The sequence below is a fragment of the Shewanella frigidimarina NCIMB 400 genome, assembly GCF_000014705.1.
Classification (GTDB): Bacteria; Pseudomonadota; Gammaproteobacteria; order Enterobacterales; family Shewanellaceae; genus Shewanella; species Shewanella frigidimarina.
This window is the reverse complement of record NC_008345.1, coordinates 483,222-500,939: the sequence shown is the minus strand read 5'-3', so window position 1 is coordinate 500,939 and position 17,718 is coordinate 483,222. Positions and strand designations below refer to the sequence as shown.

The following is a 17,718-nucleotide window of genomic DNA, read 5'->3' as shown; positions in this document are numbered from 1 at the left end:
TGGTGCCGATATAAAGGCGGAAGAGTTAATCCGTAATCATGAACTTTTTATGAGATTAAAACGTACACAATATATACAAATGTGGTGGTATTTATCTCTATATTTTCAATATATTATTAATGTTACTTCAACGTCAAAAAATTGACTACTTTAGCAGCAAATGATATTATTACCAGATTGTGTCTAAATTTATTTTAATGTTAATACTAGTATTTAACTAAGCTGTTATTGTACATCTTAGTATATTGGTATTTAAGTGTATTAAAGCTGTTGGGAGCTTCAAATGGGATCGATAACTACGTCAAAAAATGGAATACTTTCTGCTTCAGAAAGTTCAGTAACAATAACGATTAACAATGAAACCAAGGAACTACAACTCGGTCAAGTTGTGCCGGCTGGTGCAATAGTTGCCAGCAGTAATAATCTTGGTTTCGTTATTACGTTTGATGACGGTACTATTTTTAATAGTGCTAACATCCCTAATGACGAATCGATTAATACATTAGCCGATAATCTCGATGACACGATTGTTGCACAAGTAGCAGATCAGCAAGCATTAGATGAAATCGAAGCTTTACAGGCATTGATTGCATCTGGTGAAGACCCAACTACTGACTTACCTGAAACCGCCGCTGGCACCCCTACTGCCAACCAAGGTGACTTTGGTTATGTTGCTGTAACAAGAGATGGTGATGAAACACTTGCGAATTCTGGATACGACACAACCGGACAAGCTGCTGCCCCAACAGCAGTTACTCAAGAAGAAGCACTTACTGAAAATGATTCCCCTTCAGTATTAGTCAATGACGCAATAACAGTTGGTGAAGATCAAGTTGCATCAGGTAATGTTTTAGTTAACGACACTGATGCTGACTCAGATTTAAGCGTCGTAACATTTGAAGTTGACGGCCAGACCTACCCTGCAGGCACAGAAGTGACTCTTGAAGGTGGCATACTCATCATCAATGAAGATGGCTCTTATACTTTCACACCCTATGAAAATTGGAACGGTACAGTCCCAGTTATTACCTACACCACCAATACTGGTGTTACCGCAACATTAACCATTGAAGTAACACCCGTTGATGATGTCTCTGTACTTGTTAATGACAGCAATACTGTTGCAGAAGATACTGTCGCCACTGGAAACGTATTAGATAACGACGGCGATGTAGATTCAGATTTAAGCGTCGTAACATTTGAAGTTGACGGCCAGACCTACCCTGCAAGCACAGAAGTGACTCTTGAAGGTGGCGTACTCATCATCAATGAAGATGGCTCTTATACTTTCACACCCAATGAAAATTGGAACGGTACAGTCCCAGTTATTACCTACACCACCAATACTGGTGTTACCGCAACATTAACCATTGAAGTAACACCCGTTGATGATGTCTCTGTACTTGTTAATGACAGCAATACTGTTGCAGAAGATACTGTCGCCACTGGAAACGTATTAGATAACGACGGCGATGTAGATTCAGATTTAAGCGTCGTAACATTTGAAGTTGACGGCCAGACCTACCCTGCAAGCACAGAAGTGACTCTTGAAGGTGGCGTACTCATCATCAATGAAGATGGCTCTTATACTTTCACACCCAATGAAAATTGGAACGGTACAGTTCCTGTTATTACTTACACCACCAATACTGGTGTTACCGCAACATTAACCATTGAAATCACCCCTGTTGAAGACCCAACGGTAACAGTTAATGATGTTGTCACTGTATCTGAGGACACACCCGCATCAGGCAATGTATTAGATAATGATAGCGATCCAGATTCAGATTTAAGCGTGGTGACATTTGAAGTTGACGGCCAAACCTATCCTGCCGGCACTGAAGTGACTCTTGAAGGTGGCGTACTCATCATCAATGAAGATGGCTCTTATACTTTCACACCCAATGAAAATTGGAACGGTACCGTTCCTGTTATTACCTACACCACTAATACTGGCGTTACCGCAACATTAACCATTGAAGTGACGCCGACCAACGATGCGCCGACCATTGACGTGGTCGCCAATGACTTTACTGAAAACAGCGCCGTTGATGGCGATGTGGCCGCAACCTACACCACCTTTGATGAAGACGGTGATGCACTGACGGTGGACTTCACCCCAGGCAGCAATGACGACGGTTACTACGCGTTGGTCAACGGCGAAGTGGTGTTAACCCAAGCCGGTGCGGACTTGGTTAACAACGGCGGCACCCTGCCGGCGGTGGATTTAACCGTTTCTGATGGCAGCTTAACCGGTCAAGACAGTGACACACCGGGTATTGCGGGTCAAAACGATGCGCCGACCATTGACGTGGTCGCCAATGACTTTACTGAAAACAGCGCCGTCGATGGCGATGTGGCCGCAACCTACACCACCTTTGATGAAGACGGTGATGCACTGACGGTGGACTTCACCCCAGGCAGCAATACCGACGGTTACTATGCGTTGGTCAACGGCGAAGTGGTGTTAACCCAAGCCGGTGCTGACTTGGTTAACAACGGCGGCACCCTGCCGCCAGTGGATTTAACCGTCTCTGATGGCAACTTAACCGGTCAAGACAGTGACACACCGGTGATCACGCCGACCAACGATGCGCCGACCATTGACGTGGTCGCCAATGACTTTACTGAAAACAGCGCCGTTGATGGCGATGTGGCTGCAACCTACACCACCTTTGATGAAGACGGTGATGCACTGACGGTGGACTTCACCCCAGGCAGCAATGACGACGGTTACTACGCGTTGGTCAACGGCGAAGTGGTATTAACCCAAGCCGGTGCGGACTTGGTTAACAACGGCGGCACCCTGCCGCCAGTTGATTTAACCGTCTCGGATGGCAGCTTAACCGGTCAAGACAGTGACACACCGGGTATTGCGGGTCAAAACGATGCGCCGACCATTGACGTGGTCGCCAATGACTTTACTGAAAACAGCGCCGTCGATGGCGATGTGGCCGCAACCTACACCACCTTTGATGAAGACGGCGATCTACTGACGGTGGACTTCACCCCAGGCAGCAATACCGACGGTTACTATGCGTTGGTCAACGGCGAAGTGGTGTTAACCCAAGCCGGTGCTGACTTGGTTAACAACGGCGGCACCCTGCCGCCAGTGGACTTAACCGTTTCTGATGGCAGCTTAACCGGTCAAGACAGTGACACACCGGTGATCACTCCGACCAACGATGCGCCGACCATTGACGTGGTCGCCAATGACTTTACTGAAAACAGCGCCGTTGATGGCGATGTGGCTGCAACCTACACCACCTTTGATGAAGACGGTGATGCACTGACGGTGGACTTCACCCCAGGCAGCAATACCGACGGTTACTACGCGTTGGTCAACGGCGAAGTGGTATTAACCCAAGCCGGTGCGGACTTGGTTAACAACGGCGGCACCCTGCCGCCAGTTGATTTAACCGTCTCGGATGGCAGCTTAACCGGTCAAGACAGTGACACGCCGGGTATTGCGGGTCAAAACGATGCGCCGACCATTGACGTGGTCGCCAATGACTTTACTGAAAACAGCGCCGTTGATGGCGATGTGGCCGCAACCTACACCACCTTTGATGAAGACGGTGATGCACTGACGGTGGACTTCACCCCAGGCAGCAATACCGACGGTTACTATGCGTTGGTCAACGGCGAAGTGGTGTTAACCCAAGCCGGTGCGGACTTGGTTAACAACGGCGGCACCCTGCCGCCAGTGGATTTAACCGTCTCTGATGGCAACTTAACCGGTCAAGACAGTGACACACCGGTGATCACTCCGACCAACGATGCGCCGACCATTGACGTGGTCGCCAATGACTTTACTGAAAACAGCGCCGTTGATGGCGATGTGGCCGCAACCTACACCACCTTTGATGAAGACGGTGATGCACTGACGGTGGACTTCACCCCAGGCAGCAATACCGACGGTTACTACGCGTTGGTCAACGGCGAAGTGGTATTAACCCAAGCCGGTGCGGACTTGGTTAACAACGGCGGCACCCTGCCGCCAGTTGATTTAACCGTCTCGGATGGCAGCTTAACCGGTCAAGACAGTGACACGCCGGGTATTGCGGGTCAAAACGATGCGCCGACCATTGACGTGGTCGCCAATGACTTTACTGAAAACAGCGCCGTTGATGGCGATGTGGCCGCAACCTACACCACCTTTGATGAAGACGGTGATGCACTGACGGTGGACTTCACCCCAGGCAGCAATACCGACGGTTACTATGCGTTGGTCAACGGCGAAGTGGTGTTAACCCAAGCCGGTGCGGATCTCGTGAACAACGGCGGCACCCTGCCGCCAGTGGACTTAACCGTTTCTGATGGCAGCTTAACCGGTCAAGACAGTGACACACCGGTGATCACTCCGACCAACGATGCGCCGACCATTGACGTGGTCGCCAATGACTTTACTGAAAACAGCGCCGTCGATGGCGATGTGGCCGCAACCTACACCACCTTTGATGAAGACGGCGATCTACTGACGGTGGACTTCACCCCAGGCAGCAATACCGACGGTTACTATGCGTTGGTCAACGGCGAAGTGGTGTTAACCCAAGCCGGTGCTGACTTGGTTAACAACGGCGGCACCCTGCCGCCAGTGGACTTAACCGTTTCTGATGGCAGCTTAACCGGTCAAGACAGTGACACACCGGTGATCACTCCGACCAACGATGCGCCGACCATTGACGTGGTCGCCAATGACTTTACTGAAAACAGCGCCGTTGATGGCGATGTGGCTGCAACCTACACCACCTTTGATGAAGACGGTGATGCACTGACGGTGGACTTCACCCCAGGCAGCAATGACGACGGTTACTACGCGTTGGTCAACGGCGAAGTGGTATTAACCCAAGCCGGTGCGGACTTGGTTAACAACGGCGGCACCCTGCCGCCAGTTGATTTAACCGTCTCGGATGGCAGCTTAACCGGTCAAGACAGTGACACGCCGGGTATTGCGGGTCAAAACGATGCGCCGACCATTGACGTGGTCGCCAATGACTTTACTGAAAACAGCGCCGTTGATGGCGATGTGGCCGCAACCTACACCACCTTTGATGAAGACGGTGATGCACTGACGGTGGACTTCACCCCAGGCAGCAATACCGACGGTTACTATGCGTTGGTCAACGGCGAAGTGGTGTTAACCCAAGCCGGTGCGGACTTGGTTAACAACGGCGGCACCCTGCCGCCAGTGGATTTAACCGTCTCTGATGGCAACTTAACCGGTCAAGACAGTGACACACCGGTGATCACTCCGACCAACGATGCGCCGACCATTGACGTGGTCGCCAATGACTTTACTGAAAACAGCGCCGTTGATGGCGATGTGGCCGCAACCTACACCACCTTTGATGAAGACGGTGATGCACTGACGGTGGACTTCACCCCAGGCAGCAATACCGACGGTTACTACGCGTTGGTCAACGGCGAAGTGGTATTAACCCAAGCCGGTGCGGACTTGGTTAACAACGGCGGCACCCTGCCGCCAGTTGATTTAACCGTCTCGGATGGCAGCTTAACCGGTCAAGACAGTGACACACCGGTGATCACTCCGACCAACGATGCGCCGACCATTGACGTGGTCGCCAATGACTTTACTGAAAACAGCGCCGTTGATGGCGATGTGGCCGCAACCTACACCACCTTTGATGAAGACGGTGATGCACTGACGGTGGACTTCACCCCAGGCAGCAATACCGACGGTTACTATGCGTTGGTCAACGGCGAAGTGGTGTTAACCCAAGCCGGTGCGGATCTCGTGAACAACGGCGGCACCCTGCCGCCAGTGGACTTAACCGTTTCTGATGGCAGCTTAACCGGTCAAGACAGTGACACGCCGGGTATTGCGGGTCAAAACGATGCGCCGACCATTGACGTGGTCGCCAATGACTTTACTGAAAACAGCGCCGTTGATGGCGATGTGGCCGCAACCTACACCACCTTTGATGAAGACGGTGATGCACTGACGGTGGACTTCACCCCAGGCAGCAATGACGACGGTTACTACGCGTTGGTCAACGGCGAAGTGGTATTAACCCAAGCCGGTGCGGACTTAGTTAACAACGGCGGCACCCTGCCGCCAGTGGATTTAACCGTCTCGGATGGCAGCTTAACCGGTCAAGACAGTGACACGCCGGGTATTGCGGGTCAAAACGATGCGCCGACCATTGACGTGGTCGCCAATGACTTTACTGAAAACAGCGCCGTTGATGGCGATGTGGCCGCAACCTACACCACCTTTGATGAAGACGGTGATGCACTGACGGTGGACTTCACCCCAGGCAGCAATACCGACGGTTACTATGCGTTGGTCAACGGCGAAGTGGTGTTAACCCAAGCCGGTGCGGATCTCGTGAACAACGGCGGCACCCTGCCGCCAGTGGACTTAACCGTTTCTGATGGCAGCTTAACCGGTCAAGACAGTGACACACCGGTGATCACTCCGACCAACGATGCGCCGACCATTGACGTGGTCGCCAATGACTTTACTGAAAACAGCGCCGTTGATGGCGATGTGGCTGCAACCTACACCACCTTCGATGAAGACGGTGATTTACTGACGGTGGACTTCACCCCAGGCAGCAATGACGACGGTTACTACGCGTTGGTCAACGGCGAAGTGGTGTTAACCCAAGCCGGTGCGGACTTGGTTAACAACGGCGGCACCCTGCCGCCAGTTGATTTAACCGTCTCGGATGGCAGCTTAACCGGTCAAGACAGTGACACGCCGGGTATTGCGGGTCAAAACGATGCGCCGACCATTGACGTGGTCGCCAATGACTTTACTGAAAACAGCGCCGTTGATGGCGATGTGGCCGCAACCTACACCACCTTTGATGAAGACGGTGATGCACTGACGGTGGACTTCACCCCAGGCAGCAATACCGACGGTTACTATGCGTTGGTCAACGGCGAAGTGGTGTTAACCCAAGCCGGTGCGGATCTCGTGAACAACGGCGGCACCCTGCCGCCAGTGGACTTAACCGTTTCTGATGGCAGCTTAACCGGTCAAGACAGTGACACACCGGTGATCACTCCGACCAACGATGCGCCGACCATTGACGTGGTCGCCAATGACTTTACTGAAAACAGCGCCGTTGATGGCGATGTGGCTGCAACCTACACCACCTTCGATGAAGACGGTGATTTACTGACGGTGGACTTCACCCCAGGCAGCAATGACGACGGTTACTACGCGTTGGTCAACGGCGAAGTGGTGTTAACCCAAGCCGGTGCGGACTTGGTTAACAACGGCGGCACCCTGCCGCCAGTTGATTTAACCGTCTCGGATGGCAGCTTAACCGGTCAAGACAGTGACACGCCGGGTATTGCGGGTCAAAACGATGCGCCGACCATTGACGTGGTCGCCAATGACTTTACTGAAAACAGCGCCGTTGATGGCGATGTGGCCGCAACCTACACCACCTTTGATGAAGACGGTGATGCACTGACGGTGGACTTCACCCCAGGCAGCAATACCGACGGTTACTATGCGTTGGTCAACGGCGAAGTGGTGTTAACCCAAGCCGGTGCGGACTTGGTTAACAACGGCGGCACCCTGCCGCCAGTTGATTTAACCGTCTCGGATGGCAGCTTAACCGGTCAAGACAGTGACACGCCGGGTATTGCGGGTCAAAACGATGCGCCGACCATTGACGTGGTCGCCAATGACTTTACTGAAAACAGCGCCGTTGATGGCGATGTGGCCGCAACCTACACCACCTTTGATGAAGACGGTGATGCACTGACGGTGGACTTCACCCCAGGCAGCAATGACGACGGTTACTATGCGTTAGTGAACGGCGAAGTGGTGTTAACCCAAGCCGGTGCGGATCTCGTGAACAACGGCGGCACCCTGCCGCCAGTGGATTTAACCGTCTCGGATGGCAGCTTAACCGGTCAAGACAGTGACACACCGGTGATCGCGCCGACCAACGATGCGCCGACCATTGATGTGGTCGCCAATGACTTTACTGAAAACAGCGCCGTCGATGGCGATGTGGCCGCAACCTACACCACCTTTGATGAAGACGGTGATGCACTGACCGTGGACTTCACCCCAGGCAGCAATGACGACGGTTACTATGCGTTAGTCAACGGCGAAGTGGTGTTAACCCAAGCCGGTGCTGACCTCGTTAACAACGAAGGTACCTTACCGCCAGTGGACTTAACCGTCTCGGATGGCAACTTAACCGGTCAAGACAGTGACACGCCGGTGATAACTCCAATAAATGATACTCCTGTTTCTGACAGCTACAGCTTTAACTACTTGGAAAACAGCACTGACAGCACCGTGATTGGGACCGTTGCGGCCACCGATCCAGAAGGCACACCAGTGACCTACAGTATTGTCAGCGGCGACAGCAATGGCTGGTTTGAGATTGATCCCGTGACCGGCGTCATAAGCTTGACCCCTGCCGGCGTTGCCGCGGTGGCCAATGACTTTGAAGCCCTGGCTAACGTGCACAATTTAGTGGTCGGCGCCTCTGATGGCGTCAACACCACCAACATTAACGTCACCCTCACTGAGCTCGATGTCAATGAAGGCCCTGAGTTCACCCCACCGGCGGGCGAAACCAGCTACAGCTTTAACTACTTGGAAAACAGCAGCGACAGTACCGTGATTGGCACCGTTGTCGCCACCGATCCAGAAGGCAAAGACGTCAGCTACAGTATTGTCAGTGGCGACAGCAACGGCTGGTTTGAGATTGATCCCGTGACCGGCGTCATCAGCTTGACCCCTGCCGGCGTTGCCGCGGTGGCCAATGACTTTGAAGCCCTGGCTAACGTGCACAATTTAGTGGTCGGCGCCTCTGATGGCGTCAACACCACCAACATTAACGTCACCCTCACTGAGCTCGATGTCAATGAAGGCCCTGAGTTCACCCCACCGGCGGGCGAAACCAGCTACAGCTTTAACTACTTGGAAAACAGCAGCGACAGTACCGTGATTGGCACCGTTGTCGCCACCGATCCAGAAGGCAAAGACGTCAGCTACAGTATTGTCAGTGGCGACAGCAACGGCTGGTTTGAGATTGATCCCGTGACCGGCGTCATCAGCTTGACCCCTGCCGGCGTTGCCGCGGTGGCCAATGACTTTGAAGCCCTGGCTAACGTGCACAATTTAGTGGTCGGCGCCTCTGATGGCGTCAACACCACCAACATTAACGTCACCCTCACTGAGCTCGATGTCAATGAAGGCCCTGAGTTCAACCCACCGGCGGGCGAAACCAGCTACAGCTTTAACTACTTGGAAAACAGCAGCGACAGTACCGTGATTGGCACTGTTGCGGCCACCGATCCAGAAGGCAAAGACGTCAGCTACAGTATCGTCAGCGGCGACAGCAATGGCTGGTTTGAGATTGATCCCGTGACCGGCGTCATCAGCTTGACCCCTGCCGGCGTTGCCGCGGTGGCCAATGACTTTGAAGCCCTGGCTAACGTGCACAATTTAGTGGTCGGCGCCTCTGATGGCGTCAACACCACCAACATTAACGTCACCCTCACTGAGCTTGACGTCAATGAAGGCCCTGAGTTCACCCCTCCGGCGGGCGAAACCAGCTACAGCTTTAACTACTTGGAAAACAGCACTGACAGCACCGTGATTGGCACTGTTGCGGCCACCGATCCAGAAGGCAAAGACGTCAGCTACAGTATCGTCAGCGGCGACAGCAACGGCTGGTTTGAGATTGATCCCGTGACCGGCGTCATAAGCTTGACCCCTGCCGGCGTTGCCGCGGTGGCCAATGACTTTGAAGCCCTGGCTAACGTGCACAATTTAGTGGTCGGCGCCTCTGATGGCGTCAACACCACCAACATTAACGTCACCCTCACTGAGCTCGATGTCAATGAAGGCCCTGAGTTCACCCCACCGGCGGGCGAAACCAGCTACAGCTTTAACTACTTGGAAAACAGCAGCGACAGTACCGTGATTGGCACCGTTGTCGCCACCGATCCAGAAGGCAAAGACGTCAGCTACAGTATTGTCAGTGGCGACAGCAACGGCTGGTTTGAGATTGATCCCGTGACCGGCGTCATCAGCTTGACCCCTGCCGGCGTTGCCGCGGTGGCCAATGACTTTGAAGCCCTGGCTAACGTGCACAATTTAGTGGTCGGCGCCTCTGATGGCGTCAACACCACCAACATTAACGTCACCCTCACTGAGCTCGATGTCAATGAAGGCCCTGAGTTCAACCCACCGGCGGGCGAAACCAGCTACAGCTTTAACTACTTGGAAAACAGCAGCGACAGTACCGTGATTGGCACTGTTGCGGCCACCGATCCAGAAGGCAAAGACGTCAGCTACAGTATCGTCAGCGGCGACACCAATGGCTGGTTTGAGATTGATCCCGTGACCGGCATCATCAGCTTGACCCCTGCCGGCGTTGCCGCGGTGGCCAATGACTTTGAAGCCCTGGCTAACGTGCACAATTTAGTCGTCGGCGCCTCTGATGGCGTCAACACCACCAACATTAACGTCACCCTCACTGAGCTTGACGTCAATGAAGGCCCTGAGTTCACCCCTCCGGCGGGCGAAACCAGCTACAGCTTTAACTACTTGGAAAACAGCACTGACAGCACCGTGATTGGCACTGTTGCGGCCACCGATCCAGAAGGCAAAGACGTCAGCTACAGTATCGTCAGCGGCGACAGCAACGGCTGGTTTGAGATTGATCCCGTGACCGGCGTCATAAGCTTGACCCCTGCCGGCGTTGCCGCGGTGGCCAATGACTTTGAAGCCCTGGCTAACGTGCACAATTTAGTGGTCGGCGCCTCTGATGGCGTCAACACCACCAACATTAACGTCACCCTCACTGAGCTCGATGTCAATGAAGGCCCTGAGTTCACCCCACCGGCGGGCGAAACCAGCTACAGCTTTAACTACTTGGAAAACAGCAGCGACAGTACCGTGATTGGCACCGTTGTCGCCACCGATCCAGAAGGCAAAGACGTCAGCTACAGTATTGTCAGTGGCGACAGCAACGGCTGGTTTGAGATTGATCCCGTGACCGGCGTCATCAGCTTGACCCCTGCCGGCGTTGCCGCGGTGGCCAATGACTTTGAAGCCCTGGCTAACGTGCACAATTTAGTGGTCGGCGCCTCTGATGGCGTCAACACCACCAACATTAACGTCACCCTCACTGAGCTCGATGTCAATGAAGGCCCTGAGTTCAACCCACCGGCGGGCGAAACCAGCTACAGCTTTAACTACTTGGAAAACAGCAGCGACAGTACCGTGATTGGCACTGTTGCGGCCACCGATCCAGAAGGCAAAGACGTCAGCTACAGTATCGTCAGCGGCGACACCAATGGCTGGTTTGAGATTGATCCCGTGACCGGCATCATCAGCTTGACCCCTGCCGGCGTTGCCGCGGTGGCCAATGACTTTGAAGCCCTGGCTAACGTGCACAATTTAGTCGTCGGCGCCTCTGATGGCGTCAACACCACCAACATTAACGTCACCCTCACTGAGCTTGACGTCAATGAAGGCCCTGAGTTCACCCCTCCGGCGGGCGAAACCAGCTACAGCTTTAACTACTTGGAAAACAGCACTGACAGCACCGTGATTGGCACTGTTGCGGCCACCGATCCAGAAGGCAAAGACGTCAGCTACAGTATCGTCAGCGGCGACAGCAACGGCTGGTTTGAGATTGATCCCGTGACCGGCGTCATCAGCTTGACCCCTGCCGGCGTTGCCGCGGTGGCCAATGACTTTGAAGCCCTGGCTAACGTGCACAATTTAGTGGTCGGCGCCTCTGATGGCGTCAACACCACCAACATTAACGTCACCCTCACTGAGCTTGACGTCAATGAAGGCCCTGAGTTCACCCCTCCGGCGGGCGAAACCAGCTACAGCTTTAACTACTTGGAAAACAGCAGCGACAGTACCGTGATTGGCACCGTTGCGGCCACCGATCCAGAAGGCAAAGACGTCAGCTACAGTATCGTCAGCGGCGACAGCAACGGCTGGTTTGAGATTGATCCCGTGACCGGCGTCATCAGCTTGACCCCTGCCGGCGTTGCCGCGGTGGCCAATGACTTTGAAGCCCTGGCTAACGTGCACAATTTAGTGGTCGGCGCCTCTGATGGCGTCAACACCACCAACATTAACGTCACCCTCACTGAGCTCGATGTCAATGAAGGCCCTGAGTTCACCCCACCGGCGGGCGAAACCAGCTACAGCTTTAACTACTTGGAAAACAGCAGCGACAGTACCGTGATTGGCACCGTTGCGGCCACCGATCCAGAAGGCAAAGACGTCAGCTACAGTATCGTCAGCGGCGACAGCAACGGCTGGTTTGAGATTGATCCCGTGACCGGCGTCATCAGCTTGACCCCTGCCGGCGTTGCCGCGGTGGCCAATGACTTTGAAGCCCTGGCTAACGTGCACAATTTAGTGGTCGGCGCCTCTGATGGCGTCAACACCACCAACATTAACGTCACCCTCACTGAGCTCGATGTCAATGAAGGCCCTGAGTTCACCCCACCGGCGGGCGAAACCAGCTACAGCTTTAACTACTTGGAAAACAGCAGCGACAGTACCGTGATTGGCACCGTTGCGGCCACCGATCCAGAAGGCAAAGACGTCAGCTACAGTATCGTCAGCGGCGACACCAATGGCTGGTTTGAGATTGATCCCGTGACCGGCGTCATCAGCTTGACCCCTGCCGGCGTTGCCGCGGTGGCCAATGACTTTGAAGCCCTGGCTAACGTGCACAATTTAGTGGTCGGCGCCTCTGATGGCGTCAACACCACCAACATTAACGTCACCCTCACTGAGCTCGATGTCAATGAAGGCCCTGAGTTCACCCCTCCGGCGGGCGAAACCAGCTACAGCTTTAACTACTTGGAAAACAGCAGCGACAGTACCGTGATTGGCACCGTTGCGGCCACCGATCCAGAAGGCAAAGACGTCAGCTACAGTATCGTCAGCGGCGACAGCAACGGCTGGTTTGAGATTGATCCCGTGACCGGCGTCATCAGCTTGACCCCTGCCGGCGTTGCCGCGGTGGCCAATGACTTTGAAGCCCTGGCTAACGTGCACAATTTAGTGGTCGGCGCCTCTGATGGCGTCAACACCACCAACATTAACGTCACCCTCACTGAGCTCGATGTCAATGAAGGCCCTGAGTTCAACCCACCGGCGGGCGAAACCAGCTACAGCTTTAACTACTTGGAAAACAGCAGCGACAGTACCGTGATTGGCACTGTTGCGGCCACCGATCCAGAAGGCAAAGACGTCAGCTACAGTATCGTCAGCGGCGACACCAATGGCTGGTTTGAGATTGATCCCGTGACCGGCATCATCAGCTTGACCCCTGCCGGCGTTGCCGCGGTGGCCAATGACTTTGAAGCCCTGGCTAACGTGCACAATTTAGTCGTCGGCGCCTCTGATGGCGTCAACACCACCAACATTAACGTCACCCTCACTGAGCTCGATGTCAATGAAGGCCCTGAGTTCACCCCACCGGCGGGCGAAACCAGCTACAGCTTTAACTACTTGGAAAACAGCAGCGACAGTACCGTGATTGGCACCGTTGTCGCCACCGATCCAGAAGGCAAAGACGTCAGCTACAGTATCGTCAGCGGCGACAGCAACGGCTGGTTTGAGATTGATCCCGTGACCGGCGTCATCAGCTTGACCCCTGCCGGCGTTGCCGCGGTGGCCAATGACTTTGAAGCCCTGGCTAACGTGCACAATTTAGTGGTCGGCGCCTCTGATGGCGTCAACACCACCAACATTAACGTCACCCTCACTGAGCTCGATGTCAATGAAGGCCCTGAGTTCACCCCACCGGCGGGCGAAACCAGCTACAGCTTTACTTACTTGGAAAACAGCAGCGACAGTACCGTGATTGGCACTGTTGCGGCCACCGATCCAGAAGGCAAAGACGTCAGCTACAGTATCGTCAGCGGCGACAGCAACGGCTGGTTTGAGATTGATCCCGTGACCGGCGTCATCAGCTTGACCCCTGCCGGCGTTGCCGCGGTGGCCAATGACTTTGAAGCCCTGGCTAACGTGCACAATTTAGTGGTCGGCGCCTCTGATGGCGTCAACACCACCAACATTAACGTCACCCTCACTGAGCTCGATGTCAATGAAGGCCCTGAGTTCAACCCACCGGCGGGCGAAACCAGCTACAGCTTTAACTACTTGGAAAACAGCAGCGACAGTACCGTGATTGGCACTGTTGCGGCCACCGATCCAGAAGGCAAAGACGTCAGCTACAGTATCGTCAGCGGCGACACCAATGGCTGGTTTGAGATTGATCCCGTGACCGGCATCATCAGCTTGACCCCTGCCGGCGTTGCCGCGGTGGCCAATGACTTTGAAGCCCTGGCTAACGTGCACAATTTAGTCGTCGGCGCCTCTGATGGCGTCAACACCACCAACATTAACGTCACCCTCACTGAGCTCGATGTCAATGAAGGCCCTGAGTTCACCCCACCGGCGGGCGAAACCAGCTACAGCTTTAACTACTTGGAAAACAGCAGCGACAGTACCGTGATTGGCACCGTTGTCGCCACCGATCCAGAAGGCAAAGACGTCAGCTACAGTATCGTCAGCGGCGACAGCAACGGCTGGTTTGAGATTGATCCCGTGACCGGCGTCATCAGCTTGACCCCTGCCGGCGTTGCCGCGGTGGCCAATGACTTTGAAGCCCTGGCTAACGTGCACAATTTAGTGGTCGGCGCCTCTGATGGCGTCAACACCACCAACATTAACGTCACCCTCACTGAGCTCGATGTCAATGAGGCCCCTGTAATTGTTGATTATCGCAGCACAATCAATGATTCAATTGCAAATGGAACTGATGTATATAATGTTAACGAAGCGAATACCGGAAATGATACTGATATAGACGGCGACACATTGTCTTATTCTTTTGTGCTTGCTAATGGATCAAATAGTCTAATAAGTGAAGATGGTGCATTTATCATTAATGCTCAGACTGGTGTGATTTCAGTTAATGACACAACTAAAATTGACTACGACAATGGCAGCCAAATCAATTTAAATGTTGAAACAAGTGATGGCAGTTTAACTGATACTGCAATTGTTACTTTTGACCTTAACAATGTTGATGCTAATGATGACCTTCCTGGTACATCATTTAGTGTGACAGCAGGTGCAACTAACGCTTGGACCATTCCTCAGTCAAACGGCGAGAGCTTAATGAAAATTTCAGCTCGTACAGCCGATGGCTCAATGGGTGTAGTAAACATAGAATCTGGTTCTAACAAACTCGGTGTTGCTGGTTCACCAAGGACTTCAGGTCAAATTGCAGGTCAAATCGAATATGATTCAGCTACAGGGACATCTGAATCAATTGTGATTGATTTTAATGGCTTAGTTAATCAGGCCACATTCAGTGTTTCAAACATGTTCTCTAATGAAAACAATGGTGAACAAGGTGTTTGGAAGGCTTATTACAATGGTCAATTAGTTGCAAGTGATACGTTTAAGACAACTTCAGGTGATGCTGGTACTTTCAGTATTGATACCGGTAATATTGTCTTCGACCAACTGGTATTTGAAGCAACTAAAACCATTAGTGAAGCTAATGGTGGCGCAGCATTAGTTGACTCATCGGATTATTTCCTAACAAATGTTACCGCATCTGGTCCTGCTATTATGGGAACCTACTTAGTTTCAGAGGATGGTGTATTAACCATTTCAAGCACGAGTCAAGGTCTACTTAATAATGACTCTGATGCCCAAACAAATACATTTGCTCTAACAGGTGTAAATGGCGCAATAGTTACAGATGGTCAGGTAGTTATATTACCAAGCGGGGCACTGCTAACTATTCACAGTGATGGTACTTATTCTTATGACACAAACGATTCATTTGAAGCACTTACCGCTGGACAACTTGCAACTGATACCTTTACTTATACTGTAACTGATCAATATGGCGCTACTGACACAGCGACTGTGACGATTAACATTGTTGGAGAAGCAGACGCTAGCTCCACTTACGTCAGTTATAACGGTAATCCTGGCAATGACGTTATTAAAGGAACACCAAATAACGATATTATTGTTAGTGATCAGCAAGGTTTACAGATTGTTGCTGGAGAGAACTACAATATTGCATTTATATTAGATACCTCTGGCAGTATGTCGAATCTAATTGCGTCAGCAAAATTGCAATTAGAGTCGGTATTCAATTCATTAGCAGATAGTGCTACTGGATCCCATAGCGGTGTTGTTAATGTGCTGCTAACCAACTTTGCCACAGGGTCGAATATTTCAATATCCGTAAACATGGACGATCCAAATGCAGTTCAATCATTAGTGAGTAAATTAAATTCACTATCAGCTAATGGATGGACTAATTATGAAGCAGGCTTTGATGCTGCAATAAATTGGTTTAGTAGCAGTACAGTTCAACAAAATGTCGGGCATAATTTGTCATTTTTCATCACCGACGGTACAGTGAATCGCAGTACAATTGAAACAGACATAACCAAAATATTAATTGGTTATGATGTCAACGCTTCTCAATATGTATCATTAAGTTCTTTGATGGGCAGTAATTATAGTAAAGGTACAATACTCAAATTTGATGGCAAGCTAGTGGTCGACGCTAATGGTAATGTGTACTCTATTTATACCGGTAAAACACTAGGGAAAATGACTTTCACTAGTAACGGTAAGTTTGCTTCGTACAGCGATACAGATTCAACAAGTACGACAAACACTCAAAACGAAGCATTACATGCATTCAACCTTTTAGCAGCAGTATCTGAAGTAGAAGCTATTAGTTTGAAAGCTGCTGATGGTTCGACACCTGTAGGCGAAGCTAATCTTAAGCTATACGATACCGACGGCAATGTTCGTGCGTCGATTGATGTATCTGATTTATCAAGCATCATCACAGGTTCTGAGACACTTCAATCACAAGGTGACGACAATACTGTCGGTAACCAAGGTGATGACATTATCTTTGGTGACTTAGTTAGATTTAGCGGTTCATCAGAGCAAGGGTATGTGGCTTTACAAACCTATGTCGCAGACAAAACTGGCCAAAACGTTGGTGATGTTGATGTAAGAGCAGTGCATGATTACATTCGTGACCATGTAAATGAATTTAATATCAACAACCAAAATGATGGTAACGACATTCTCGATGGCGGTATAGGTGACGATATTCTGTTTGGCCAAGGTGGCAACGATGTTATCTATGGTGGTGAAGGTAATGACGTTCTTATTGGCGGCTTAGGTAATGACACGCTAATTGGTGGCTTGGGTAACGATACGTTTGTATGGTCTAAGGGCGATACTGGTACCGATACGATTAAAGACTTCGAAGTCAATAATGACTCCCTTCATATCAGTGATTTATTGCAGAATGAACAGAACGGCGATTTAGATAACTACTTAGATTTCTCGTTCAATAATGGCAGCACGACAATTTCTATCGATGCCGACCATAATGGTAGTATTGACCAAGTTATTGTTCTGGATGGTGTCGACCTGTCGCAAGAATACGGTAGCACCACTGACGGAGTGATCATTAACGGTTTGCTTAATGATGGTGCACTCATTGTAGATACTGCAACCGTCAACCCTGCACCGTCGCCAGGAACCAGTCATGCTGATCTATTTGATCAACATAATGGAAATATTATTCCTTAATAACAACACATTGACTGCGTCACATAGTATTATGTGGCGCATATTTGATTACTCTAACAATAGACATTAAG

At 51.7% G+C, this 17,718-nt stretch carries 1 protein-coding gene; it reads left to right on the top strand.

What is annotated here, in order from left to right:
• The first annotated feature begins 283 nt into the window (after window positions 1-283).
• Window positions 284-17,647, top strand: coding sequence for a retention module-containing protein (locus SFRI_RS02270; RefSeq protein WP_011635925.1), 17,364 nt, complete (start codon window positions 284-286; stop codon window positions 17,645-17,647).
• Window positions 17,648-17,718 lie beyond the last annotated feature (71 nt).